The organism is Paraoerskovia sediminicola (genome assembly GCF_030296575.1).
Lineage (GTDB): Bacteria > Actinomycetota > Actinomycetes > Actinomycetales > Cellulomonadaceae > Paraoerskovia > Paraoerskovia sediminicola.
This window is the reverse complement of record NZ_AP027729.1, coordinates 749083-774960: the sequence shown is the minus strand read 5'-3', so window position 1 is coordinate 774960 and position 25878 is coordinate 749083. Positions and strand designations below refer to the sequence as shown.

The window sequence follows — 25878 nt, the reverse complement described above, 5'->3', positions numbered from 1 at the left end:
ACAGATATCCGTACGGTGGCGTACGGAACCGTGGAGAAAGGTCCCCGATGAGCCCAGCACCCTCGCCGGCATCGAGTACGACGCCGTGCTTCTCGTCCCTCGCGCTCGACGACGTCCCGCGCCCGGACTTCGCGGACGTCGCCCTCGTGCCCTTGCCCGACGGCGCCCCCGTGGACCCGGCAGCGTGGGCGCGCGCGATCTTCGACGTCCGCGCAGCCCCGGTCTGGGTGCGTGGCGCGTTCGTCCTGCGGCAGGCGCTCGCGCCGCTCATCGGCGTGCCTCCCGGCGAGTCCGGCGTCTTCGATGTCGCCCGCGTCGAGGGTGAGGAGGCGCTGATCGTCGCGGACGACGATCACCTGGACTTCCGGTGCGGCGTCGCGGTGGACGGCTCCGCGCGGCTGGTGCGCGTGACCACGGCGGTGCGGCTGCACGGATGGCGAGGACGTGCCTACTTCGCCCCGGTCCAGCTCGCTCACGGCCCGATCGTCCAGTCGATGATGCGACGGGCCGCGCGCTCGATGGCTCGGCAAGGTCGCCAGGCCTGACCGGCCCAGCGATAGCCGCACCCCGGTCGGTCGGAGACCGCCTCGCGACCGCTACTCGCGCGGCAGCGTGACCTCGAACGTCGTGCCGGGCCGGCCCTTCGACGCCAGGTCCCCGGGGGATCGGACGGCGATGCTCCCGCCGTGCGCGTGGGCGACGGCGTCCGCGATCGCGAGGCCCAGCCCCGTGGAGCCGCTCACGCGGTTGCGCGCCGAGTCGCCGCGGGAGAACCGCTGGAACAGCGAGGGCGCGAGGGACTCGGGGACTCCCGGGCCGTCGTCCGACACCGTGAGGACCACGCACGCCTCCTCGGGGCGGAGGCCGACGACGACCCGCGTCCCCGCGGGCGTGTGGACGCGGGCGTTGCCCACCAGGTTCGTGAAGACCTGCCGGAGCCGCGCCTCGTCGCCGAGGACGTCGAGCCCTCCGTCGCCGACCTCGTGGTCGCCCTCCGAGGCGCCACCCTCACGGTCGGGCTCACGGTCGGGTTCACGGTCGGGCTCGGGCAGGTCGAGCTCCCACACATGGTCCGGGCCGGCGGCGTGGCCGTCCATGACCGCGTCGACGGCCAGCGCTGCGAGGTCGACCGGTACACGCTCGAGCGCGCGGCCGGCGTCGAGCCGCGCCAGCAGCAGCAGGTCCTCGACGAGCGCGCCCATGCGCACGGACTCCGACTCGATGCGGTCGAGCGAGCGCCTCGTCCCCTCCGGGACCTCGTCCGGCGACCGGCGCACGAGCTCCGCATACCCGCGGATCGACGCCAGCGGGGTGCGCAGCTCGTGCGAGGCGTCCGCGACGAACTGCCGGACCTGCGTCTCGGAGTCGTGCCGCGCGGTCAGGGAGGACTCGACGTGCCCGAGCATGCGGTTGAGGGCGGCGCCGACGCGACCTACTTCGGTGCGGTCGTCGGCGAGCGAGGCGTCGACCCGCGGGATCTCGGCGACCTCGCCGCGGTCGAGCGGGAGCTCGGAGACCGCGGTGGCGGCGTCCGCGACGGCGTCGAGAGGGCGCAGCGACCGCCGCACGAGCCACGCGCCGAGCGCACCTGCCGCGACGATCCCGACCAGCGCCAGCGAGAGCTCGACGACGACGAACCTGCTGACGGTGTGGTCGAGCTCCGCCGTGCTCATCGCGGTGACCGACGACGACCCGTCCGGTCGCTCCTGGGCCACGGTCCGGTAGCTCCCGAGCCCGGGGACGTCGACGACGTGGACGGCGCCGTCGTCCGGCACGCTCGCGAACGCGTCCGACTGCTCGCCCGTCAACGGCTGCCAGTCGCCCGCCTCGTCGACGTAGCCCGCGGCCGCGACCTCGCCGGTGCCCGACCGGACGATGTTGATCGTCCCGGCCGACTGCCCCGGAGGTGGGTCGACCTGGTCACCGGGGATCGGCTCCGGCCGGAGGTCGTCGCCGGTCCCGCCGGTCCCGCTGTCGCCCGCGCGCTCGTCGGCGGGCCCGAGTCCCTGCTCGTCGGCGGGCAGGGGCGGGTCGTCGCGGAACCGTTCGGTGCGCTGGCTCGCGCTCTGCAGGGCGGCGTCGAGCTGGGAGACCAGGCTCGACCGCAGGGCGAGGGCCGACGTCGTCCCGAGCGCGGCGGAGAACGCCACCAGGACGACGACGACCACGACGACCAGGCGCCGCCGCAGCGTGAGTGGCCGCCCGGGCCGCCCCGTCCGGGGTGCGGAGGCGCTCATCCGGCCTCGGCGGCGGGCTTCAGGACGTACCCGACCCCGCGCAGGGTATGGATCATCGGCTCGCGGCCCGCGTCGATCTTGCGGCGCAGGTACGAGATGTACAGCTCGACGATGTTCGCCTGGCCGCCGAAGTCGTAGTTCCACACCCGGTCCAGGATCTGTGGCTTCGAGAGCACCCGGCGCGCGTTGCGCATCAGGTACCGCAGCAGCTCGAACTCCGTCGCGGTGAGCGAGATCTGCGTGCCGGCGCGGGCGACCTCGTGCGACTCCTCGTCGAGGGTGAGGTCGCCGACGACGAGGGTCGCCCCCGCGCGAGCCGTGGCCCCGGCTCGGCGCATCAGGCCGCGGAGGCGAGCCACGACCTCCTCGAGGCTGAACGGCTTCGTCACGTAGTCGTCGCCGCCCGCGGTCAGGCCGGCGACGCGGTCCTCGACGGCGTCGCGGGCCGTGAGGAACAGGACGGGGACGTCCGGCTGGACGCTGCGCACCCGGCGGAGCACGGAGAGGCCGTCGAGGTCGGGGAGCATGACGTCGAGGACGATGACGTCGGGGGACACCTCCCGGGCGGTCCGGATCGCGGACTGCCCGTCGAGCGCCGTGGACACGTCCCAGCCCTCGTACCGCAGCGCCGAGGTGAGGAGCTCCGCCAGGTTCGGCTCGTCGTCGACCACGAGCACCCGTACCGGGGACCCGTCCGGGCGGGTGAGCGCCTCGGGGGTGCTGGTCGCGGTGTGCTGGGGGTCGGGCGCTGCATGGGGGTTCGTCACGCCGTCAGTCTGGCGCGGCGGGCTCCGGTGCGCCTGTGCTGCACCTGTGCGTCACCTGTGGACGGGCGGACGGGCGCGGCACGGCACGCGTGCGGGCGTGCCGGTCGGTCAGGACTCGGCAGCGGGCGGGGCGGTGTGGCTGCCGGGGGGCATGAGCGGGGGCCCAGCGGCTCGAGCGGGCGGGCCCGGTCGTCCCCTTCGAGGACCGCGTTGACGATCGCCTCGATGGCGAATCCCGAGGTGCCCGCGAGGTCGACGGCCTCCGGGTCGAGGAGCCACTGCGTCTGCAGCCCGTCCATCACGCCGATGATCGTGCTGGCGGCGACGTCGAGGGCCGCGTCGGACTGCGCCGGGCGGGAGGGGTCCTCCGGTGCGTCGGCGGACCCGCGCAGGATCTCCCGGAACGCGTTGGCGAGGTCGTCGCGCAGGCCGGCGAAGCGACGGGTCACCCACGGGCCGGCGGGGTGGTCGTCGGTGACCGACTCCGCGGTGATGACGGTGTAGGTCTGGACGATGCCGCGGCGGTTGGCGTTCATCGCGGCGGTGCGCACGAGGTGACGGAACAGCTCGATGCCGCCCGGGATGTGCTGGCCCTCGAGGTGCTCGACGTCCTCGCGGTCGCGGAACTCCAGCACGGCGATGAGCAGCTGGTCCTTGGAGCCGAAGTGGTGGAGCACGCCCGCGTGCGTGATGCCGACCTGCTCGGCCACCTCGGAGAGCGAACCGTTGTGGTAGCCCTTCGAGCCGAACGTGCGCATCGCGGCCCGCAGGATCTCCTCACGGCGCTCCGCGGTGGCCTTGCGCGGCTTGCGGGCACGTGCCGTGCCGCTGGTCCGGGCTCCGGATCGGGCCTCGTCGCCCGTGACGATCACTTCGCTCATGTCGCAACCATACTGTGACCTCTCGGGAGTTACTAACCCGTCAGTAAGTGTGTTTAGATGTGTCCACGGTCACTTACTGACAAGTCAGTAAGCGGTCCGTCCGAACTACCGCAGGACCCGATCGACCGGCATCACCAACGACGTTGAACTGGAGCTCGCGTGTCACTGGAGACCACGGCCCCGACCGACAGAGGTCTGGAGCTGGAGACGCTCGTCGGCGAGCTGACCCTCGAGGAGAAGGTCGGCCTCGTCGTCGGCGCCGGCATGTGGGCCACGCGGGGCGTGCCGCGCATCGGCCTGCGCCCGATGATCATGTCGGACGGCCCCGTGGGCGTCCGCGGCACCGAGGACTCCGGGGTCAAGACCTCGGCGATGTTCCCCGCGCCCAGCGCCCTCGCGGCGACCTGGGACCTCGACCTGACGCGCCGGGCCGGCGAGCTCTTCGCCGCCGAGGCGCGCCGGCACGGGGTGGACATGGTGCTCGCCCCGCAGGTCAACATCCAGCGCACGCCGGTCGGCGGCCGCCACTTCGAGTGCTTCTCCGAGGACCCGGTGCTGACGGCGGAGATCGCCGTCGCGCTGGTCCGGGCGGCGCAGGAGCGCGGCGTCGGGATGTGCGTCAAGCACTACGTCGCCAACGACTCCGAGACCGACCGCACGCGCTACGTGGCGCGCGTCGACGAGCGCACGCTGCGCGAGGTCTACCTCGCCCCGTTCGAGCGCCTCGTCAAGGACGCCGACGCGTGGAGCGTCATGGGCGCCTACAGCGGGGTCGACGACGGCCGGTTCGCCGGCCCCGCCCTCGAGCACCGACCCCTGACGACCGGGGTCCTCAAGGGTGAGTGGGGTTTCGACGGCGTCGTCGTCAGCGACTGGGTCGCGACGAAGTCGGTCGTCGGGGCGGTCCGCGGCGGTCTGGACCTGCAGATGCCTGGGCCGGACGGCGTCTGGGGCGAAGGCCTGCACGCGGCGGTCCTCGCGGGTGACGTCGCCGAGCACGAGCTCGACGACAAGGTCGAGCGGCTGCTGCGGCTCGCCGTCCGCGTGGGGGCGCTGCGCCTCGACGGTTCTGCACCCGGCGAGCCGACCGACGGCGAGTTCCCCGAGTTCGGGACCACGCGGGCGTCGGCGGCCTACCTGCGCGAGCTCACGGCCCGCTCGATGGTCGTGCTGAAGGACGACGCGGGGCTCCTCCCGCTCACGGACTCGCCGACGCAGGGGGTCGGCGAGGGATCGACGGGCCGGGTCGCGCTGATCGGGCCCGGCGCCGTCGATCTCTTCCTCCAGGGCGGTGGTTCGTCGTTCGTGGTCCCCGACCACGTCACGGACCTCGCTCAGGAGCTGCGCGCCGCGCTCCCGGGGTCCGAGCTGACGCTGCACGCCGGAGCCCGTCCACGCAAGAACCCGCCGCTGCTCGACGTCGCGGCCGCGTGCACCGACCCCGTGTCCGGCGGGAGCGGTGTGCGGATCGAGCTGCTCGCCGAGGACGGGACCGTGCTCGACGACCTCGCGGCCCAGCCCTGGGACGGTTGGCGGCACGAGATCCGCACCGACGCGGTCGTGCTCCGGCTCTCCGCGGACGTGCTGCTCAGCGAGCCCGGGGTGCACAGCCTCGGCGTCGGGACCGTCGGCGTCCACGACGTCCGGGTCGACGGGGTCCGGGTGTCGACCGGTGACACGGTCGTCGACGTCGGCATCGTCCTCAGCTCCGGCCACAACCACCCGCTCGCGAGCACCGTCGAGATCGAGGTCGCCGAGGGCGCGCCCCGGGTGGTGCGGCTCGAGGCGGACCTGCAGGTCGTCCACACCGTCGGCTACGGCGTGTTCACCCGGGCCGAGCTGGTGCACGCGCTCCCTGGCCCGTCGGCCGAGGACGAGCTCGCCGAGGCCGTCGCCGCGGCCGCCGCGGCCGACGTGGCCGTCGTCGTCGTCGGTACGACCGAGGAGGTCGAGTCCGAGGGCTACGACCGTCCGTCGCTCGCGCTCCCCGGAAACCAGGACGAGCTCGTGAGGCGCGTGCTCGACGCCAACCCGAGGACCGTCGTCGTCGTGAACGCCGGGGCACCCGTGCTCCTGCCCTGGCTGGACGACGCGGCCACGGTCGTGTGGGGCTGGCTGCCGGGGCAGGAGGGCGGCGGCGCCGTCGCGGACGTCCTCGGAGGTTCCACCGAGCCGTCGGGTCGGCTCCCGTGGACGCTGCCGGCGAGGGCTGCCGACGTCCCGGTCCCCGACGCGATCCCGGTCAAGGGCATCGTCGACTACACGGAGGGCGTCCACGTCGGCTACCGCGCCTGGGTCCGGGACGGGCTCGACCCTGCGGCGCCCTTCGGCCACGGGCTCGGCTGGACGACCTGGTCCTACGACTCGCTCACGACGGCCACCGACGAGGACGCGGTCACGGTGTCGGTGACCGTGACGAACTCCGGGGCCCGGTCCGGGCGCGAGGTCGTCCAGGCCTACCTCGAGGCGCCCGGCGCCCCCACGACCGCCCGAGCCGCTGGCTGGGGGATTCACCACCGTCGACGCCGCTGCCGGCGAGACGGTCACCGCGCACGTCCGCATCCCGCGGCGCGCGTTCCAGATCTGGGACACCGGTACGCACCGGTGGGCCACACCCCGGGCGACTACGCGCTGCGCGTAGGCCGTTCGGTGGGCGACCTGCGGCTCGACGCCGTGGTGCCGCTCGACCCGCAGGAAGACAGCAACACCCCCACCCCGAAGTAGAACCCTCCGGCGTCACGCCCGTGACGCCGGACCGTGCAAGGAGGCACTTGTGAGAATCCGTAAGCTCAGTGCGATCGCTGTCGGCGCCGCATCCCTGGCCCTCGTGGCCGCAGGCTGCACCTCGGGCGACACCGACGAAGGTTCGACGACCGAGGAGAGCTCCAGCTCGTCCGGCGAGACCGCGCAGGGCGAGGTCCTGACCGTCGGCATGCCGAACGGCACGCAGACCGAGAACCAGAGCCCGTTCGCGACCGGTTCGTCCGCCCTCTCGCTCGGCTACGCGTTCGTGATCTACGAGCCGCTGATGATGCTCAACGACGCCAAGCCCTCGGACGACCCGCTCCCGTGGCTCGCCGACAGCATCGAGTGGAACGAGGACTTCACCGAGGCCGTCATCACGCCGCACGCCGGTGTGCAGTGGTCCGACGGTGAGGACATGACGGTCGACGACATCGCGTTCTCGATCAACCTGCGCAAGGACAACGAGGCGCTCAACACCGCCGCGCTGCCCTACAAGGACGTCACGGTCGACGGCGACTCGGTCACCGTCTCCTTCGAGGCCCCGCAGTTCGTCAACCAGGCCAAGCTCGCCGACCTCCTGGTCGTCCCCGAGCACATCTGGAAGGACGTCGACGACCCGACGACCTTCGAGAACACCGACCCGATCGGTACCGGCCCCATGACGCTCAAGTCGTGGACGCCGCAGGCCGCGACCGTCGTCGCCAACGAGAACTACTGGGGCGGCACGCCCGCGGTCCCCGAGATCCGCTACTCGTCCTACACGGACAACAACGCCCTCACGACCGCCCTCACCACCGGTGAGGCACAGTGGGGCTGGACGTTCATCGCGGACTACGAGAACGTCTACATCGCGCAGGACCCCGACCACTACCACCAGTACGCCGCCGCCGGCCTGGGCATCGACGCGCTGTTCCTCAACAACGAGGAGAAGCCGTTCGACGACCTGGCCTTCCGCAAGGCGCTCAACATGGTGGTCGACCGCCAGGAGCTCGTCGACATCGCGACGTCGGGCGTCAACCCGGCGCTCACCAGCGTCACCGGCATGCCGATGCCCGCGGGTCAGGACTTCCTCAACCCCGACATCACCGACGAGTTCGCGGTGGACCTCGACGGGGCCAAGAAGATCCTCGAGGACGCCGGCTACACGGGCGTGGGCGACAAGCTCGTCGACCCGGACGGTGAGGACGTCACCTTCGAGCTCATCAACCCGGCCGGGTGGAACGACTACCTGACCGCGCTCGACCTCATCAAGAACGCTGCCGCGACCCTCGGTGTCGAGGCGACGGTCAACCCGACGAACCAGGACGGCTGGTTCGCCGACACGATCCCGCTCGGCAACTTCGACGCCACGCTGCACTGGACCGACGGTGGCGCGACCCCGTGGGACATGTACGCGAACATCATGGACGGCGCGCAGTACCAGCCCCTCGGCGAGCCGGCGAACTGGAACTTCGGTCGTTTCCAGAACGACGACGTCACGAAGGCCCTCGAGACCTACGCGTCGACCACGGACGACGCGGAGCGCACCGAGGCTCTCAACACCGTCCAGCAGGTCTTCGTCGACGAGGTCCCGGCGCTCGCCATCTGGTCGCGCCCCGCGACCGCGCAGTACTCGTCGCTGAACTACACCGGCTGGCCGTCGGAGGACGACCCGTACAACCAGCCGCAGCCGACCGGTTCGCAGGCCGCGCAGATCGTCATGAAGCTGCAGGTCAACGACGAGGGCTGATGCTCTGCCCGGCGGTCCCGGCCCGGTCTGACGACCGGTCCGGGGCCGCTCCGGGGTGACGGCGCGCACGCTCGCGCCGTCACCCCGGACGGCAGCTCGACGGCCCGCCCGCCGAGCACCTGCCACGACCCCCTGCCCCGCGCGACGCACGCGCGCCGACCCGCTCGCACGAGCGGGCTCGGACCGTCAGATCTCAGGTGATGTCAATGCCCACCCCGCCCACAGCCACCGACGCGGCCTCGCGTCGCGCCGGCGATCCCCACGACACGGAGGGCGACGCCCGGCCCGTGCTGCGCGCCGTGAAGATGCGCAAGCACTTCCCCGTGCGCGGCTTCCGGTCCGACAAGGTCGTCCACGCCGTCGACGACGTGGACCTCGAGCTCTACGCCGGTCGCGTGGTCGCGCTCGTCGGTGAGTCCGGATCGGGCAAGTCCACGATCGCGAGGCTCCTGGCGCAGCTCATGCCGACGACGGCCGGGCAGATCCTGCTCGACGGCGAGGACGCGACCGCCCGCGGCCGCAAGAGCTTCCGTCGGTACGTCAAGCGCGTGCAGATGATCTTCCAGGACCCCTTCGGGTCGCTGAACCCGGTGCACACGGTGCGCTACCACCTGACCCGCAGCATCCGGATCCACCGCGGCAACCTCAAGGGCGCCGAGATGGAGGCGGCGCTCGACGAGCTGCTCGACCGCGTGCACCTCACGCCCGTCGACCGCTACGTCGACAAGTACCCCCACGAGCTCTCGGGCGGGCAGCGGCAGCGCGTCGCGATCGCACGCGCGCTCGCCGCGGACCCTGACGTCCTGCTGGCCGACGAGCCGATCTCGATGCTCGACGTGTCGATCCGGCTCGGGATCCTCAACCTCCTGCGCGACCTCCGGGACCGTCTGGGCATCGCGATCCTCTACATCACGCACGACATCGCATCCGCGCGGTACTTCGCCGACAAGACGCTCGTGATGTACGCCGGCCGGGTCGTCGAGAGCGGCGACAGCGAGTCCGTCACGCAGGACCCGAAGCACCCGTACACGCAGCTGCTCATCGGCTCCGCGCCGGACCCGGACGACATGGAGGCGCGGGCGCGCGGAGCGCGCGGCGAGGCGCCGAGCCTCGTGACCCCGCCCCCGGGATGCCGCTTCAACCCCCGGTGCCCGTTCGCCACCGACCTGTGCCGCACCGAGCTCCCGCCGCTCATGGACGTGGGCGAGGGCCGCAAGGCGGCCTGCTGGGGATACTCCGACCGTCCTGACCGTCCCGAGCTCGGCTCCGTCCTCGACGCGTACGGCGAGCGGCCCACGGTCGCAGCGTCCGCGGCTGCGCACGACTCCGAGGAGGCGGCCCGATGAAGTTCTTCGCGCGACGCATCGCGTTCTACGCGCTCACGGCCTGGGCGGCCGTGACCATCAACTTCCTGATCCCGCGCATGATGCCCGGCGACCCCGTGATCGCCCTGATCGGGCGCATGCAGGGCCGGATCGACTCGAACGCCGCCAACTCGATCCGCATCCTCTTCGGGCTCGACAAGGACATGAACATCTGGCAGCAGTACGTGGAGTACTGGAAGCTGCTGTTCCAGGGCGACCTCGGGCTGTCCTTCACGTTCTTCCCGACGCCCGTGATCGACATCGTCCGCCAGACGCTCCCGTGGACGATCGGCCTCGTCGGGGTCTCGACGATCATCGCCTTCACGATCGGCACCCTCCTCGGGATGGGCATCGGCTGGCGTCGCGGGACGTGGGCCGACGGCCTGCTCCCGGTGACCACGTTCTTCTCGGCGGTCCCGTACTTCTGGCTCGGTCTCATCGCGATCGCCGTGTTCGCGGTCTGGCTCGGCTGGTTCCCGTCCAGCGGCAGCTACGACCGCGGCCTGGTGCCGGAGTTCTCGTGGGAGTTCATCCGCTCGGTGATCTACTACGGGACCCTGCCGGCGCTCACGGTGATCCTGTCCTCGATCGCGGGCTGGATCCTCGGGATGCGCAACATGATGGTCACCGTCTCGTCCGAGGACTACGTCACGGTGGCGCAGGCCAAGGGCCTCAAGGAGCGCACGGTCGTCTTCGGCTACGCGGCGCGCAACGCGATCCTTCCGCAGGTGTCGAGCTTCGCGCTGTCGCTCGGGTTCATCGTGGGCGGCACCCTGATCATGGAGATGGTCTTCTCCTACCAGGGCATCGGATTCACGCTGTTCCAGGCCGTGTCGTCGCAGGACTACCCGTTGATGCAGGGGTGCTTCCTCGTGATCACGCTGTCGGTCCTGGGCGCGAACATCATCGCGGACTTCGTCTACGCGGCGCTCGATCCCCGTACCCGGCAGGAGGGCTGACATGGCCACGGACACCACGCTCGAGACTCCGGCCGCCGAGGTCGTGAGCAGCACCGCGCCGAAGAAGAAGAACAAGCCGCAGAAGTTCCTCTTCCTCCGCAACTCCAAGGCGATGACCGGCCTCGGCATCCTCGCCTTCTTCGCGATCCTCGCGATCATCGGGCCGTGGATCGCTCCCTACGGCGCCGGCGACGTGTCGAAGGACCTGCTGCAGGCGCCGTCGTCGACCCACTGGTTCGGCACCGACCACCTGGGGCGCGACATCCTGTCGCAGATCATCGTCGGCACCCGGGGCGTCATGGTCGTCGGGTTCATCGCCGGGATCGGGGCGACCATCGTCGGGGTCGTGGTCGGTGTGACCGCGGGCTTCATCGGCGGGATCGGCGACGAGACGCTCTCGGCGCTGTCGAACGTCTTCCTCGTGATCCCGCAGCTCCCGCTGATCATCATCATCGCCGGCCAGCTGCCGACCGCGGGCGGGGTCACCGTCGCACTCGTGATCGCCGCGACCGGATGGGCCTGGGGCGCACGCGTGCTGCGCGCCCAGACGCTGTCGCTGAGGCGACGCGACTTCGTCGAGGCCGCGCGGGCGAACGGGGAGCGCAGCTGGCGCCTCATCCTCGTCGAGGTGCTCCCGAACCTCACCGCGATCATCGCGGCAGGGTTCGTCGGCACGGTCACCTTCGCGGTGCTCTCGCAGGTCACCCTGTCGTTCATCGGCATCACCCCGGTCAGCGACTGGAACTGGGGCACGATCCTCTTCTGGGCGCAGAACAACCTCGCGCTCCAGCGTGGAGCGTGGTGGTGGTTCGTCCCGGCGGGTCTGTGCATCGCCCTGCTCGGCATGGCGCTGACCCTCATCAACTTCGGCATCGACGAGTTCGTCAACCCGAGGCTGCGGAGCACGGGCCTGCACGCCCGCTCGCTGCGCCGCCGCGGGATCCGCCCGCGGATCGGCTTCACGCCGGTCGTCTACGAGGCCAAGGAGGACCGCACATGAGCGCGGCAACCACGTCACCGGCGGCCACGCCGGCGGCGGCGAAGACCGGCGACCCGGTCCTCGAGATCAAGAACCTCTCCGTCGACTACGGCTTCGACGACAACCCGACGCACGTGCTGCGCCAGGCGTCGCTCACGCTCAACCGCGGCGAGGTCCTCGGGCTGGCCGGCGAGTCCGGCTGCGGCAAGTCGACCCTGGCGTACGGGGCGACGCGGCTCCTCCCGCCGCCGGGTCTGATCACCGGCGGCGAGGTGATCTACCACGACCGCGACGGGTCGAGCACGGACATCCTCAAGCTGAACGACGCCGAGCTGCGGGCGTCGCGCTGGCGAGACATGTCGATCGTCTTCCAGGGCGCGATGAACTCGCTCAACCCGGTGTACCGGATCGGTAAGCAGATCTCCGACGGGATCCTCGCGCACAGCCCGGGCATGTCGAAGGCGCAGGCGATGGAACGCTCGGCCGAGATGCTCGAGATGGTCGGGATCTCCGCCGACCGGCTGCGGTCCTACCCGCACCAGCTCTCCGGCGGGATGCGTCAGCGCGTCATGATCGCGATGGCGCTGTCGCTGGACCCGCAGGTGCTGATCATGGACGAGCCGACGACCGCGCTGGACGTGGTGATGCAGCGGCAGATCATCGAGCAGATCGCCGACCTGCGCGAGCGGCTCGGCTTCTCGGTCATCTTCATCACGCACGACGTCTCCCTGCTCATCGAGATCGCCGACCGCATCGCGATCATGTACGCGGGCGAGATCGTGGAGAAGGCCTCGTCGCAGGACATGTACCGCCGACCGCGGCACCCGTACACGGACGCGCTGCTGCACTCGTTCCCGCCGCTGCGCGGCCCGCGGCGCGAGCTGGGCGGCATCCCGGGGTCGCCCCCGGACCTGTCCAACCTGCCGTCGGGGTGCCCGTTCCGCGACCGCTGCGCCTTCGCGTTCGACGCGTGCTCGTCGATCACCCCGGAGCTGATCCACCCCGGGGTCGGCGGGGACGCCCCGACCCGACAGGTCGCGTGCCTGCGGCACGACACCAAGGCGGTCGTCGACGCCGGGTTCGAGCCGCAGCCGCTGCCGGAGCAGCTCGTCCTGCGCTGACCCCACGACAGCGCCGGAGGGGCAACGGTCCTGCCCGGGGTGCCGGACGACGTCCGGCACCCCGGGCAGGTCTTCGTCCGTGACCGTCGGTGACCGTCGGTGACCGTCGGTGACCGACGGCGACGCGCGGTGACCGGAGGGTCGGTCCCGTGGCCTACCGTTCTCCCTATGACCACCTGCAGCCCGAGAGGCGGTGCCCAGTGAGCGCCGCCGGCAGTGGTCCCGCACCGAGCGCGCGGCCCGTCGTTGCGCCGAGCGGTGCGGTCGTCCGCCTGGCGCCCCGCGTCGTCGCGGGCGCCGTCGGGCTCATGTCCCTCGTCCTCGTCTGGGTGACGTGGCGGCTGCTCGTCGACACCTACGCGGGCCAGCGGCTCGACCAGATGGCCTTCGACGGGGCGACGTACGGGCAGGGTCGGCTGTGGTCGTTCGCGGAGCCGGTGCTCGACGTCGTCTCGGTCACCTTCGTCGTCGCCGGGCTGGGCGCCGCGATGGTGGTCGCGCTGATCCGCCGGCGCTGGGGCCTCGCGGTCCAGGTGGCCGTGCTCGTCGGCGGCGCGAACGTCACGACCCAGCTGCTCAAGCACCAGGTGTTCCACCGGGACAACCTGATCGGCGGCTTCACGTACGAGAACGCGCTGCCGTCGGGTCACACGACCGTCGCCGCGTCGGTGGCGGTCGCCCTGCTCATCGCCGTGCCGCGGGGCGCGCGGCCGCTCGTCGCGCTGCTGGGCGCCGCCTACACGGTGGCGATGGGGGTCTCGACCCTCGTGGCCCAGTGGCACCGGCCGAGCGACGCGATCGCCGCCGCCCTCGTGGTCCTCGCGTGGGGCTGCGTGGTGCTGGCGTTCACCCCTCGGTCCGGGCTCGACCCGGCGCCCGAGCACCGGGGCGTCGTCGGGCCGGCGTCCTGGGCGACGGGCTGCCTGCTGTGGCTCGGCGCCGCCGTCGCGGGAGCGGTCGCCTGGTGGGGCGCCGAGCAGGTGCTCGTGTCGACGGACGCCGCTCGCCCGACCGTGACGGCGTACTTCGCGGGCGCCTCCGCGGTCGTCGCGACCGCTCTCCTGACCTTCGGCGTGATGCTGGTCCTGCGGCAGGCGACCGCCTGCCCGCGGGTGCCCGTGCCGGGGACCGTCGGGCCGCCGTCGGGCGTCGCGCCTCGCGCGTGAACTCTCCACCGTCCCTCCACAGACCACGCAGCCGGAGGACCTCACCACTTGCAGGTGTGGCGTAACGTCATTGACTGCCGCGCGCCACCGGTGCGCCGGACGACTTGAGGAAGCAGGTACGGATGTCCGCAGGACGCAAGCTCGTGATCGTCGAGTCGCCCACCAAGGCGCGCAAGATCCAGGGCTATCTCGGCGACGACTACGAGGTCGAGGCGAGCGTCGGGCACATCCGTGACCTCCCCCAGCCGTCCGAGCTGCCGGCGGAGATGAAGAAGGGCCCGTACAAGAAGTTCGCGGTCGACGTCGACAACGGCTTCGACCCGTACTACGAGGTGTACGGCGACAAGAAGAAGAAGGTCACCGAGCTCCGACGGGCGCTCAAGGAGGCCGACGAGCTCTACCTCGCTACCGATGAGGACCGCGAGGGCGAGGCCATCGCGTGGCACCTCATCGAGGCGCTCAAGCCCAAGGTCCCCGTCAAGCGCATGGTGTTCCACGAGATCACCCGCGAGGCGATCGCCCGCGCCCTCGAGAACACCCGCGAGCTGGACACCGACCTCGTCGACGCCCAGGAGACCCGCCGCATCCTCGACCGCCTCTACGGGTACGAGGTGTCGCCGGTCCTGTGGCGCAAGGTCCGGCAGGGACTCTCGGCCGGGCGCGTCCAGTCGGTCGCGACCCGGCTCGTCGTGGAGCGCGAGCGCGAGCGCATGGCGTTCGTCGCCGCCGAGTACTGGGACGTGACGGGCACGTTCGAGCTCGCCGACCGCAGCCACGACGACGCGGGCAAGGCGTTCGGCGCGCGGCTCGTCGAGCTCGACGGCACCCGCGTCGCGGCCGGTCGCGACTTCGACGACCGAGGGCAGCTCAAGGCGTCGGCCAAGGGCGTCGCCCACCTCGACGGGGCGACCGCCCAGGCCGTGGTGGCGGGTCTCGCCGAGGCGAGCTTCGCCGTCCGGAGCCTCGAGACCAAGCCGTACACGCGCCGTCCGGCAGCGCCGTTCACCACGTCCACGCTGCAGCAGGAGGCGAGCCGCAAGCTCCGCATGTCCTCGCGGCAGGCGATGCGGACCGCCCAGGCGCTGTACGAGAACGGGTACATCACCTACATGCGTACCGACTCGCCGGCGCTGTCCGGCGAGGCGACCGACGCCGCCCGCCGTCAGGCCGCGGAGCTCTACGGTGCCGACTACCTGCCGCAGAAGCCGCGCGTCTACGCGAACAAGAGCAAGGGCGCGCAGGAGGCCCACGAGGCGATCCGCCCCGCCGGGGACTCGTTCCGCACGCCCGCCCAGGTGGCCCGCGAGATCAGCGGCGACCAGTTCCGGCTGTACGAGCTGATCTGGAAGCGCACGGTCGCGTCGCAGATGTCCGACGCGAAGGGCTCCACGGCGTCCGTCCGGCTCGTGGGCGCGGTCGCGGCGACCGACGGCCGGGACGCGCTCGGGGACGCGGTCTTCGCGGCGTCCGGCACCGTGATCACGTTCCGCGGGTTCCTCGCGGCCTACGAGGAGTCGTCCGACGCCGACCGGTACGCCGAGGACTCGATCGACACCGCCGGCAAGGGCAAGGGCGACGGCAAGGACGCCCGGCTGCCGCAGATGGCGGAGGGCGACGCGCTGACGGGCGACGAGCTCTCGGCCGACGGTCACTCGACGTCCGCGCCGCCGCGCTACACGGAGGCGAGCATCGTCAAGGCTCTCGAGGAGCTCGGCATCGGGCGACCCTCGACCTACGCGTCGACGATCTCGACGATCATGGACCGCGGGTACGTCCTGTCCCGCGGGCAGGCGCTCGTGCCGAGCTGGGTCGCGTTCGCCGTGGTCCGGCTGCTGGAGGAGCACTTCGGGCGGCTCATCGACTACGACTTCACGGCCGGCATGGAGGCGGACCTCGACGAGATCGCCGCCGGCCGCAAGGACCGGGTCGAGTGGCTGAGCACGTTCTACCGGGGCGACGAGAGCAACACGCGCGAGACCGGCGGGCTGCGCGGCCTCATCGAGGGCATGGGTGACATCGACGCCCGCGGGATCAACTCGATCCCGCTCGGCGAGGGCCTGCAACTGCGCGTCGGCCGCTACGGCCCGTACGTCGAGGACCTCTCGACCGAGGTCAAGGAGGGCGAGAACCCGCCGCGCGCCTCCGTGCCGGACGACGTCGCGCCCGACGAGCTGACGGTCGCCAAGGCGCGTGAGCTCATCGCCGCGGGCGCGGACGACGGCAAGGAGCTCGGCACGGACCCGGAGACGGGCCGCACGATCATCGCCAAGGCCGGTCGCTACGGTCCGTACGTCACCGAGGTGCTCGACCTCCCGCCGATCGACACGTCCCTCTCGGCCGCGGCGCAGAAGAAGGCCAAGGCGGCGCAGCCGAAGCCCCGTACGGGGTCGCTGCTGTCGACGATGTCGCTGGAGACGGTGACGATCGACGACGCGCTGAAGATCCTCTCGCTGCCCCGCGTGGTCGGGACCGACCCCGAGTCGGGCGACGAGATCACGGCGCAGAACGGCCGCTACGGGCCCTACCTGAAGAAGGGCACCGACTCGCGCACGCTCCCGAGCGAGGACGCGATGTTCACGGTCACCCTCGACGAGGCGATCGAGCTCTACAAGCAGCCGAAGCGCGGGCGTGGCCGCACGGCGGCGCCGCCGCTGCGCGAGCTCGGCCAGGACCCCGAGACCGACAAGCCCGTCGTCATCAAGGACGGACGGTTCGGTGCGTACATCACGGACGGCGAGACCAACCGGACCCTGCCGCGCGAGCTGACGCCCGACTCGGTGACCCCGGAGCGCGCGTTCGAGCTGCTCGCCGAGAAGCGGGCCCAGGGCCCCAAGAAGAAGCCGGCGGCGAAGAAGAAGGCCCCGGCCAAGAAGCCCGCTGCGAAGAAGCCCGCCGCCAAGAAGCCGGCGGCGAAGAAGAGCGCCGGCTAGCAGCGGCAGCGGTCAGTCGACGGTGACGGCGTCGAGCACGGGCAGGCGCGCGGCGCGCACCGCGGGCCAGATGCTCGCGACCAGCCCGATCGCGACGGCCGCGCCGAGCACCGCGAGCACCTGGTCCCAGGGCACCGCGAGGGTCGTGAGGCCCTCGGAGGAGAGCACGCCGGGCAGCGCGGCGCCGATCCCGATGCCGACGGCGACGCCCAGCGCGGTGCCGTAGACGGAGATCAGCACGGACTCGATCGCGATGATCCCGGCGAGCTGCAGCCGCCCGAGCCCGACCGCGCGCAGGAGCCCGATCTCGCGGGTGCGCTCGATCACGGACAGGGCGAGCGTGTTGACGATGCCCAGCAGGGCGATGACGATCGACAGCGCCAGCAGCGCGTAGAGGATGCTCAGCACCTGCGTGACCTGCTCGGCGAACGACGACGCGACCTGCTCCGGGTCGAGCACGGACAGGACGACGTACGGGCGCACGACGTCGGTGAGGTCGGCGCGCAGGGCGTCGAGGTCGGTCCCGGGCGACGCCGTCACGTACACGACGCGCAGTGTTCGCTGCGCGGCCGGCACGGCCTCGGCGAACGTCGCCTCGTCGAGCACGACGTCGGTGCTGACGACCTGCGAGTCGATGACGGCGCCGATCGTCGTGTCGACCCCGGAGAGGGTCACCGCGTCCCCGACCTCCCACCCCGCTCCCGCGCGGGCAGGCGTCGGACGACGGCGCGCCCCTCGGCGAGCGCCGCGTCCGGGTCCCCGTCGACGACCACCACGTCGAGGGCGGCGGAGAAGAACCCGGGGAGACCCCGGCGGCGGAGGCCGAGTCCGGATCGGCCTCGTCGTCCGACGCTGCGCCGCCGTCGGACGCGGTGCCATCGCCCGACCCGCCCTCGTCGTCCGACCCGTCCCCGGACCCGCCGGGCGTATCGACGTCCACCGCGCCCAGCTCGACCACGTCGGTGCGCTCCACCCCAGGCACCTCGGCGACGGCCTGAGCGGCGTCCTGCGGCACGGCGAAGTTGGCCGAGTCGACGAGGAAGTCGGCGCTCATCTCGGTGTCGACGATGGACCGCACCGACGCGTCCGTCGAGGCGGCGATGACCCCGGTGACGCTGACGAGCGCCATCCCGATCATCAGCGCCCCGGCGGTGTTCGCGGTGCGTCGGGGGTTGCGGGTGACGTTGCCCGTGGCGAGCCGCCCCAGGGGGCGCAGGGCGACGACCACCGGCCATCCGACGACCCGGAGCACGGGTCGGGCGAGCGCGGGGGACACGACGAGGGCCCCGGCGAGCGTGGCCGCGGCGCCCGCGCCCAGCAGCCATCGGGGGTCGAGCCCGTCGACGAACGCCCATCCGGTGGGTGTGTCGCTCGCGGCGGAGCCGAGCTGGGCGGCGAGGACGAGGAGGCCCGCTCCGACCGCGCCGACGGCGAGCCCGAGGACCGCGCGCAGGCCGACCCCGCGTTCGGGGCGGACGTCGTCCCGCATGGCCTGCACCGGAGGCACGGTGGCGGCCCGCCGGGCGGGGACGGCAGCCGCGGCGAGGCTCACGCCGACCCCGCCGGCGATCGCGACGGTGAGCTGTGCCGGGCCGAGGGGCACGCTCCCGGCGAACTCCATGCCCTGCGCGGCGAGGACCCGCTGGATCAGGGCGACGAGCCCGGCGCCCGCGACGATCCCGGCCGCGGCGCCGAGGATCCCGACCGCCACGGCCTGCGCGAGGATCGACCGGAACACCTGCTGGGGCGAGGCCCCGAGGGCCCGCAGGAGGGCGAGCTCGCGCATCCGCTCGCGCACCGACATCGTGAAGGTGTTGGTGATGATGAACGCGCCGACGAACAGCGAGATCGCCGCGAAGATCAGCAGGAACGTCTCCACGAACCCGAGGATCTGCTCGACGCTCTCGCTCGCCTCGTCGCGGGCCTGGTCCCCGGTCACGGCCTCGGCGTCGGCGGGGAGCACCTGCGCGACGCGATCCGCGAGATCGGCTTCCTCGACGCCCGGCTCGCCGTACACGGCGATCGTCGAGACCGTCCCGTCCGGTGCGAAGGCCTCGACGGCCGTCGGTTCGTCGAGGCCGACGAGGATCGCGCCCGCCGCAGAGGCCTCGATCGAGAAGGTCCCGACGACGGTCACGTCGCGCGGCCCGTCGCCGAGCACGACCTGCGTGGTGTCCCCGGTCGTGAGCCCGGCGGTCGTCGCTGCGGAGTCCTCGAGGACGATCTGGTCGCGTCCCTGCGGCCAGGCGCCCGAGGACAGGCTCAGCCCGGGGTCCTGCGGGCTCACGGCGAAGGCCGTGCTCGGGGGCCGGTGGTGATCACGGCGGTGCCGTCCGCGCCGACGAGCACGACGGTGCCGGCGACGTCCGCCGCGGCGCGCGCGACGCCGTCCACCGCCTGGACGTCGTCGACGAGGTCGAGGGGGATCGGGGTGCGGGGGCTGCCGAACCCGGTCGAGCCCGAGCCGCCCTGGGTGGGTGCGTCGGGGGCGGGCTCGGACCCGCGGACGTACGCGTCCCCGACGAGGGTGGTGGCGATGATGTCGTCGAACGTCGACGAGAGCATGGAGCGGAACGCGAACGCGCCCGTGACGAACGCGACCCCCAGCGTGACGGCGAGGACCGACAGGACGAACCGCACGAGGTGCGCGCGCACCCCGCGCAGCGCGACCCGGATCACGTGAGCGCGCCGAGGGCGTCGAGGACGTCCTGCTGGGAGGGTGCCGCGAGGTCGCCGGCGATGCGCCCGTCGGCCAGGAACAGGACGCGGTGGGCGTAGGACGCCGCCCGCGGGTCGTGCGTGACCATCACGACGGTCTGGCCCAGCTCGTCGACCGAGCGCCGCAGGAACGCGAGCACCTCGCCCGACGAGTGCGAGTCGAGGTTCCCGGTGGGTTCGTCGGCGAAGACGACGGACGGGCGGGAGACGAGCGCTCGGGCGCAGGCGACGCGCTGCTGCTGGCCGCCCGAGAGCTCGGCGGGCCGGTGGTGCAGGCGGTCCGCGAGCCCGACGGCGCCCACCACCTCGTCGAACCACTCCCGGTCGACGGGCTTGCGCGCGATGTCCAGGGGGAGGGTGATGTTCTCCTCCGCCGTCAGGGTCGGCACGAGGTTGTACGACTGGAACACGAACCCGATGCGGGTGCGCCGCAGCGCCGTGAGCCGGCGCTGGCTCATGCGGCTGATGTCCTGCCCGTCCACGACGACGGTGCCCGACGTCGCGCTGTCGAGCCCGGCCATGCAGTGCATCAGCGTCGACTTGCCCGACCCGGAGGGGCCCATGATCGCCGTCAGGTGCGCCGAGTCGAGGTCGACGTCGACGCCGTCGAGCGCGCGGACGCGCGTGTCGCCCTGACCGTAGACCTTGACGAGGTCGCGTGCGGACGCGCGGGTGGACATGCGGGCTCCTCTGCCGTCGGGCCCGGACCCGTCCGCCATCGGTGCGGCGGGTGTCGGCCGGTGCCCATCTTCACCCGGGTCCGTGCTCCACGCTATGGACTAGCGTCGGTCCCATGACGATCGTCTCCGTGCTCGACGCAGTGCCCGACCCCATGGACGCGCCGGCGATCCGCTGGGGGTCCTCGGGGCCGGCCGCATCGCCGGCTCGTTCTCGGACGCCGTCCGCGAGAGCACGGCGTCGAGCGTCGTGGCGGTGGGCTCGCGCGACGTCGGCAAGGCCGCGGCGTTCGCCGAGCAGCACGCGCCCGGGGCGACCGCGCACGGGAGCTACGCGGACCTCGTGGCCGACCCCGACGTGGACGCGGTCTACGTCGCGACGCCGCACTCGCACCACCACGAGCACGCGCTGCTCGGGATCGCGGCCGGCAAGCCCCTGCTCGTCGAGAAGGCGTTCACCCGCAACCGTGCGGAGGCCGTCGAGGTCCTCGACGCGGCCCGCGACGCCGGGGTGTTCGTCATGGAGGCCATGAAGACCCGGCACCTGCCGCACGTCGCGGCGATCCGCACCCTCGTCGCGCGCGGCGAGATCGGCGAGGTGGTCGCGGTGTCCGGCAGCTACGAGGCCGCGTTCCCGTACGACCCGTCGTCGAGGATCTTCGACCCGGCGCTCGCGGGCGGCGGGCTCCTCGACATCGGGGTGTACCCGATCGCGTTCGCGATGGACCTGCTCGGCGCCCCGGAGGACGTCGTCGCGACGGGCTACCTCACCGAGACCGGGGTCGACGCGCAGGCGACCGTCGTCCTGCGCTACGGGGACCGGGCGTCCGCCACGCTCAGCACGTCGGTGCGGACGCCGACCCCGGCCACGTTCACGATCGGCGGGACGTCCGGCAGCATCCGGATCGCCGAGCACGCCTTCGGCCCGACGACCTTCACGGTCGAGTGGGCCGACGGCGGTCGCAAGGAGTTCGACGGCTTCGCGCCGGACGGCAAGCAGTACGAGGCCGCCGAGGTCGCCCGCTGCCTGGCGGCGGGTGCGGTCGAGTCCGCCCGCATGCCCTGGCAGGAGACGCTCGACCTGATGCGGGTGCTCGACCTCGCCCGGGAGCAGCTCGGGGTCGTCTACCCCGGGGAGTGAGACCGCTGCGGGCGGCGGTCGCGGCAGCGCTACGGTGAGGCCATGACTGCTGCTCAGGACGATCTGCTCGGTGCCGCCCCCGACCCGCGGGAGGCCCCCGCCGTGCGGTGGGGCGTCCTCGGCGCAGGCGGGATCGCCCAGGTGTTCACGGGCTCGGTGCGCCGCGGCACCCGGTCCACCGTCGTGGCCGTCGGCTCGCGCGACCGGGCCAAGGCGCAGGCGTTCGCGGACGAGCACGCCCCTGGCGCCACCGCGCACGGGAGCTACGAGGACCTGGTCGCGGACCCGGACGTCGACGTCGTCTACGTCGCCTCGCCGCACTCGCACCACCGGGAGCACGCGCTCCTCGCGATCGCCGCGGGCAAGCACGTGCTCGTCGAGAAGGCGTTCACGCGCAACGAGGCGGAGGCGCGCGAGGTGCTCGACGCGGCCCGTGACGCGGGGGCCTTCGTCATGGAGGCGATGTGGACCCGGTTCCTGCCCCACGTCGCTGCGCTGCGGGCAGCGATCGCGCGCGGCGAGATCGGCGACGTCGTGAACGTCAGCGCCGCCCACGGCCAGAACTTCCCGCTCGACGCGACCCACCGCCTCTACGACCCGGCGCTCGCCGGGGGCGCTCTCCTCGACCTCGGCGTCTACCCCGTGTCCTTCGCGCACGACATCCTCGGCGCGCCGGACGCGACCGTGGCGGTGGGCGCTCTCACGGAGACCGGGGTCGACGGGCAGATCAGCATGGTGCTCTCGCACGGCCCGCGCGCCCAGTCGACGCTCCAGACGAGCCTCTGGGCGATCGGCGCGAACGGCGCCGTGATCACGGGCTCGCAGGGCCGGATCGAGGTCGACGGCTGGTTCTACACGCCGACGAGCTTCCGCGTGGTGCGCGACGACGGCTCGTCCTGGTCGTACTCGGGCTTCGACGGGGAGGGCAAGGAGTACCAGGCCGCCGAGGTCGCCCGGTGCGTCGCGGCCGGCCTCACCGAGAGCCCGCGCATGACCTGGGACGACACGCTCGCGGTCATGCGCACGATGGACGAGGTGCGGCGCCAGGTCGGGGTCGTCTACCCGGGGAGTAGCGGGACGCCGTCCCTCGGTCGGTCCCTGCTCGGTCGGTCCCCGGCCGGTCAGCGGGGAGGACCGTGACCCCAGCGGGGCCGACGACGAGGCGGACCGAGGCGAGCCCGGCGACGACGGCGTCTGCGTCCAGCTGGTCCGCCGTGTGGGTGCCGAGCACGGCGAGCGTCGCGCACCCGGCAGCGCGTCCGGCGGTGAGCCCGGCGGGCGCGTCCTCGACCACGAGGCAGTCCGCCGCGGCCACGCCGAGGGCAGCGGCGCCGCGCAGGTAGGGCTCGGGGTCGGGCTTGCCGCGCGTGATGTCGTCCGCGGTCACGACGTGCGCGGGGCGGGTGATCCCCGACGCCCGGAACCGCTGGGCCGCGAGCTCCCGCGTGGAGGACGTGACGATCGCGGCCCGCGCGTCGCCCAGGGCGGTGAGGGCGTCGGCGGCGCCCGGGATCGCGGTGACGCCGTCCTCGTCCTCGAGCTCGAGCTCGGCGATGCGGGCGGTCGCTGCCTCGACCTGGTCGGCAGGGACCAGGCTCTCCACGGTCTGCCGCGCCGGGACCCCGTGCGGGATGGCGAAGTCGTCGGCGCCGGGCACGTCGTGCTCGGCGGCCCACCGCCGCCAGCTGCGCTCGACGGCCGGGACCGAGTCCACGAGGGTCCCGTCGAGGTCGAAGAGCACGGCGGCGAACGTGCGGCCGGCGAGCGCGCCGAGCGTGACGGGACCGGGGTGCTCGGTCGCGGCGGGCGGGGTCTGGTCCACGGGCATGGCACGAGCCTACGGAACGTCGGGACGTCGTCCGGCAGCGTGGTGCAGTGCGCTCCCTGACGCGCTCCCCGCGCGTCGCTGCCGCGCCGTCGCAGCGCCCTCGCAGCGCGGCTCTCCTGCTACCTCAGGAGCTCGCGCCCGGTCACGTGCTCGGGCTCGATGCGGATCCAGATGGTCTTCGGGGTCGACGACCACGGGTGCAGGCCGAGCGTCGCGGCGTGCTCGATGTCCTCGTCACGGTCCAGGCGTCGTGCCCGGCCCTTGATGACCACGCTGCGTGCCGTCTGCTCGTCCCAGGCGTCGCACTCGAAGGCCACGCGCTCGTTGATCGTGATCTCGAGCAGCTTGCTGCCCTCGGCGGTGCGCAGGACGACCGCCTTGCCGTCGAGCGCGAAGTTGACCGGGAAGATGTCGACGAACCCTGCGGCGCTGACCGCGAGGCGCCCGATCTCCTGCGTCGCGACCAGCGCGTACGACTCGTCTTCGGTGAGCGCGCGGAACCCCGTGCCGGCTTCGGACTCGCCGTACGCGAGAGAGTGTCTGCCGGTGCTGCGGCTGTCTACGGCTTTCGTCCCGTCCATGATCGTCCTCCGTCTGGGTCACGCCTCGGTCGCGCCTCGGTCGCTCGACGCGCCCCGCCCGGGTGCGGGACCTCAGGATACCCAAATGTGAAGACTTTCACTAGAGGTTCACGATCTGCTGTCGGACGCCGCGGCTATCGTTGGCGCGTGGACGCACCCGGGTACTTCATCTCCTTCGAGGGGGCGACGGCGTCGGCAAGTCGACCCAGTCGCGGCTGCTCGGGGACTGGATCGGCGAGGTGACAGGCCGCGAGGTGGTCCTCACCCGTGAGCCCGGGGGCACCGAGCTCGGGCGCGTGCTCCGGCAGGCGATCCTGCACGGGGACCACGTCGACCCCAGAGCGGAGGCGCTGCTCTATGCCGCCGACCGCGCGCACCACGTCGCGACGCTGGTGCGGCCCGCGATCGAGCGCGGCGCCGTGGTGATCACCGACCGCTACCTCGACTCGTCGATCGCCTACCAGGCGGGCGGCCGGGGGCTCGGCGACGACAGCGTCGAGCTCATCAACCGCTGGGCGGTCCAGGACCTCATGCCCGCGGCGACGGTGCTGCTCGACCTCGACCCGGCCGCAGCAGCGGCCCGGCTCACCGGGGCGCCCGACCGGCTGGAGCGTGCGGGGTCCGAGTTCCACCGGCGCACGCGCGAGGTGTTCCTCGCCCGGGCCGCGGCCGAGCCGGGACGATGGCTCGTGGTCGACGCCTCCGCCGGGCTCGACGACGTGCAGAGCCAGATCCGTGTGGACCTGGCGGCGCGGCTCGACCTGACTCCCGTCGTCGAGGAGGCCAGCCATGTGGCCGAGCGCCGGGCCTACCAGCGAACCGACCAGCGAACCGACCACGACGGCGCCGGGGCCGTGCTCGGACGGGAGGGGCGCTCGTGAGCGTCTGGGACTCCGTGGTCGGGCAGGAGCACGTGATCGACGTGCTCCAGGGTGCGGTGGCCGAGCCGCGCTCGATGACGCACTCGTGGCTCTTCACGGGGCCTCCCGGCTCCGGGAGGTCGGTCGCGGCGCGCGCCTTTGCCGCCGCCCTGCAGTGCGAGGCGGGCGGCTGCGGGCACTGCGCCGCCTGCACGACGACCCTCGGTGGCACGCACGCCGACCTGACGGTGGTCGCGACGGACAAGGTCACGATCGGCATCGACGAGGTGCGCGACCTCGTCGGCAAGGCCGCGCGGCGCCCCTCGGGCGGTCGGTGGCAGGTCATCGTGGTCGAGGACGCCGACCGGATGCTCGAGCGCACCACGAACGTCCTCCTCAAGTCCATCGAGGAGCCACCGCCGCACACGGTCTGGATCCTGTGCGCCCCCAGCACGCAGGACGTGCTGCCGACGATCCGCTCCCGCTGCCGCTCCGTGGTCCTGCGGATCCCGCCCGTCGAGGCCGTCGCGGCCCTCCTCGAGGACCGGGACGCCGTCGACCCCGAGACCGCGCTCGAGGTCGCCCGCGCCGCCCAGAGCCACATCGGCATCGCGCGTCGCCTCGCGCGCGACCCGGACGCGCGCGCACGGCGGACCGAGACGCTGGAGATCGCCCGGAGCATCCGCGGCGTCGGGGACGCCGTGGTAGCGGCCGGTCGGCTCGTCGCGGTGGCCCAGGCCGAGGCGCGGTCGTCGACCGAGGAGCGCGACGCGCAGGAGAAGGCAGCGCTGCTGCGGGCGCTCGGCGCCGAGGCCGGCCAGACGTTGCCGCCGCGGCTGCGGTCGCAGGTCTCCGAGCTCGAGCGGGACCAGAAGCGTCGAGCCACCCGGTTCCAGCGCGACGTGCTCGACCGGGCGATGCTCGACCTCCTGTCGCTCTACCGCGACGTGCTCGTCGTCCAGCTCGGCGGTGAGGTCGACCTCGTGAACGAGGGCATGTCGGCGACGGTGCGGGTGATCGCTGAGGACTCGACGCCGCAGCAGACCCTGCGTCGCATGGACGCGATCGGCCAGGCGCGGGAGAGGCTCGACGCGAACGTCGCCCCGCTCCTGGCGGTGGAGGCGATGGCGGTCTCGTTGCGCCCGCAGGGCTGAGCAGCGACACCGTCAGCGCGCGGCGCGCGGTCAGCAGGACC

19 protein-coding genes and 3 pseudogenes are annotated in these 25878 nt (G+C 72.7%); 13 read left to right on the top strand and 9 right to left on the bottom strand.

What is annotated here, in order from left to right; genetic code table 11:
- The first annotated feature begins 47 nt into the window (after positions 1-47).
- Positions 48-545, top strand: coding sequence for a DUF2867 domain-containing protein (locus QUE47_RS03670; RefSeq protein ID WP_286218606.1), 498 nt, complete (start codon positions 48-50; stop codon positions 543-545).
- A gap of 51 nt (positions 546-596) precedes the next feature.
- Here QUE47_RS03670 and QUE47_RS03665 read toward each other — a convergent pair whose 3' ends face one another.
- From QUE47_RS03665 to QUE47_RS17105, 3 genes and pseudogenes are all read right to left on the bottom strand, one after another.
- Positions 597-2237, bottom strand: a complete 1641-nt coding sequence (locus tag QUE47_RS03665) for a sensor histidine kinase (RefSeq protein WP_286218605.1) — start codon at positions 2235-2237, stop codon at positions 597-599.
- Positions 2234-3004 (bottom strand): response regulator transcription factor, encoded by a 771-nt coding sequence (locus tag QUE47_RS03660; protein WP_286218604.1) that lies wholly within the window; start codon positions 3002-3004, stop codon positions 2234-2236. The genes QUE47_RS03665 and QUE47_RS03660 overlap by 4 nt, the downstream gene beginning before the upstream one ends.
- 197 nt (positions 3005-3201) lie before the next feature.
- Positions 3202-3762, bottom strand: a pseudogene (locus QUE47_RS17105) (TetR/AcrR family transcriptional regulator); the annotation flags it as partial.
- A gap of 282 nt (positions 3763-4044) precedes the next feature.
- Here QUE47_RS17105 and QUE47_RS03650 point away from each other — a divergent pair.
- The 8 genes from QUE47_RS03650 to topA all read left to right on the top strand — a co-directional run bounded on the left by QUE47_RS03650 (position 4045) and on the right by topA (position 16878).
- A complete protein-coding gene (locus tag QUE47_RS03650; protein WP_434019723.1) occupies positions 4045-6609 on the top strand; it encodes a beta-d-glucosidase in 2565 nt (854 codons plus the stop codon).
- 49 nt (positions 6610-6658) lie between these two features.
- Positions 6659-8359, top strand: a complete 1701-nt coding sequence (locus QUE47_RS03640) for an ABC transporter substrate-binding protein (RefSeq protein ID WP_286218603.1) — start codon at positions 6659-6661, stop codon at positions 8357-8359.
- Between the two features lie 206 nt (positions 8360-8565).
- A complete protein-coding gene (locus tag QUE47_RS03635) occupies positions 8566-9705 on the top strand; it encodes an ABC transporter ATP-binding protein (RefSeq protein WP_434019722.1) in 1140 nt (379 codons plus the stop codon).
- Positions 9702-10682: an ABC transporter permease gene (locus tag QUE47_RS03630; protein ID WP_286218602.1), complete on the top strand. Its 981-nt coding sequence runs from the start codon at positions 9702-9704 to the stop codon at positions 10680-10682. The genes QUE47_RS03635 and QUE47_RS03630 overlap by 4 nt, the downstream gene beginning before the upstream one ends.
- Before the next feature lies 1 nt (position 10683).
- A complete protein-coding gene (locus QUE47_RS03625) occupies positions 10684-11682 on the top strand; it encodes an ABC transporter permease (protein WP_286218601.1) in 999 nt (332 codons plus the stop codon).
- On the top strand, positions 11679-12782 hold the full coding sequence (locus QUE47_RS03620; RefSeq protein ID WP_286218600.1) for an ABC transporter ATP-binding protein: 1104 nt from the start codon (positions 11679-11681) through the stop codon (positions 12780-12782). Before QUE47_RS03625 ends, QUE47_RS03620 begins: the two co-directional genes overlap by 4 nt.
- Positions 12783-12982: 200 nt before the next feature.
- Complete coding sequence (locus QUE47_RS03615) at positions 12983-13948, top strand: phosphatase PAP2 family protein (protein ID WP_286218599.1); 966 nt, start codon at positions 12983-12985, stop codon at positions 13946-13948.
- Between the two features lie 122 nt (positions 13949-14070).
- Positions 14071-16878, top strand: coding sequence for a type I DNA topoisomerase (topA, locus tag QUE47_RS03610; protein WP_286218598.1), 2808 nt, complete (start codon positions 14071-14073; stop codon positions 16876-16878).
- 12 nt (positions 16879-16890) lie between these two features.
- On the opposite strand, the gene QUE47_RS03605 is transcribed toward topA, so the two are convergent.
- The 4 genes and pseudogenes from QUE47_RS03605 to QUE47_RS03590 form a co-directional block, all read right to left on the bottom strand.
- Complete coding sequence (locus QUE47_RS03605) at positions 16891-17553, bottom strand: ABC transporter permease (protein WP_286218597.1); 663 nt, start codon at positions 17551-17553, stop codon at positions 16891-16893.
- An 883-nt stretch (positions 17554-18436) separates the two neighbouring features.
- Positions 18437-18682: pseudogene (locus tag QUE47_RS16535) on the bottom strand (FtsX-like permease family protein); the annotation flags it as partial.
- Positions 18683-19161: 479 nt separating this feature from the next.
- Positions 19162-19557, bottom strand: coding sequence for an ABC transporter permease (locus QUE47_RS03595; protein WP_286218595.1), 396 nt, complete (start codon positions 19555-19557; stop codon positions 19162-19164).
- Positions 19554-20276, bottom strand: coding sequence for an ABC transporter ATP-binding protein (locus QUE47_RS03590; RefSeq protein ID WP_286218594.1), 723 nt, complete (start codon positions 20274-20276; stop codon positions 19554-19556). The genes QUE47_RS03595 and QUE47_RS03590 overlap by 4 nt, the downstream gene beginning before the upstream one ends.
- 172 nt (positions 20277-20448) lie before the next feature.
- On the opposite strand from QUE47_RS03590, the gene QUE47_RS03585 reads away from it, so the two are divergent.
- Positions 20449-21414: a Gfo/Idh/MocA family protein gene (locus QUE47_RS03585; protein WP_350227724.1), complete on the top strand. Its 966-nt coding sequence runs from the start codon at positions 20449-20451 to the stop codon at positions 21412-21414.
- A 42-nt stretch (positions 21415-21456) separates the two neighbouring features.
- Entirely contained in the window at positions 21457-22554 is a 1098-nt protein-coding gene (locus QUE47_RS03580; RefSeq protein ID WP_286218593.1) for a Gfo/Idh/MocA family protein, read from the top strand.
- 112 nt (positions 22555-22666) lie between these two features.
- Here QUE47_RS03580 and QUE47_RS03575 read toward each other — a convergent pair.
- Both QUE47_RS03575 and QUE47_RS03570 read right to left on the bottom strand, forming a co-directional pair.
- Positions 22667-23242: pseudogene (locus QUE47_RS03575) on the bottom strand (HAD-IA family hydrolase); the annotation flags it as partial.
- A gap of 119 nt (positions 23243-23361) precedes the next feature.
- The gene (locus QUE47_RS03570; protein ID WP_286218592.1) at positions 23362-23823 is read right to left on the bottom strand and encodes a pyridoxamine 5'-phosphate oxidase family protein; all 462 of its coding nucleotides are present in this window, start codon (positions 23821-23823) and stop codon (positions 23362-23364) included.
- 140 nt (positions 23824-23963) lie between these two features.
- Here QUE47_RS03570 and tmk point away from each other — a divergent pair, with 140 nt between their 5' ends.
- Positions 23964-24704, top strand: a complete 741-nt coding sequence (gene tmk, locus QUE47_RS03565) for a dTMP kinase (RefSeq protein ID WP_350227669.1) — start codon at positions 23964-23966, stop codon at positions 24702-24704.
- Positions 24701-25837: a DNA polymerase III subunit delta' gene (locus tag QUE47_RS03560; protein ID WP_286218591.1), complete on the top strand. Its 1137-nt coding sequence runs from the start codon at positions 24701-24703 to the stop codon at positions 25835-25837. The genes tmk and QUE47_RS03560 overlap by 4 nt, the downstream gene beginning before the upstream one ends.
- The last annotated feature ends 41 nt before the right edge of the window (positions 25838-25878 follow it).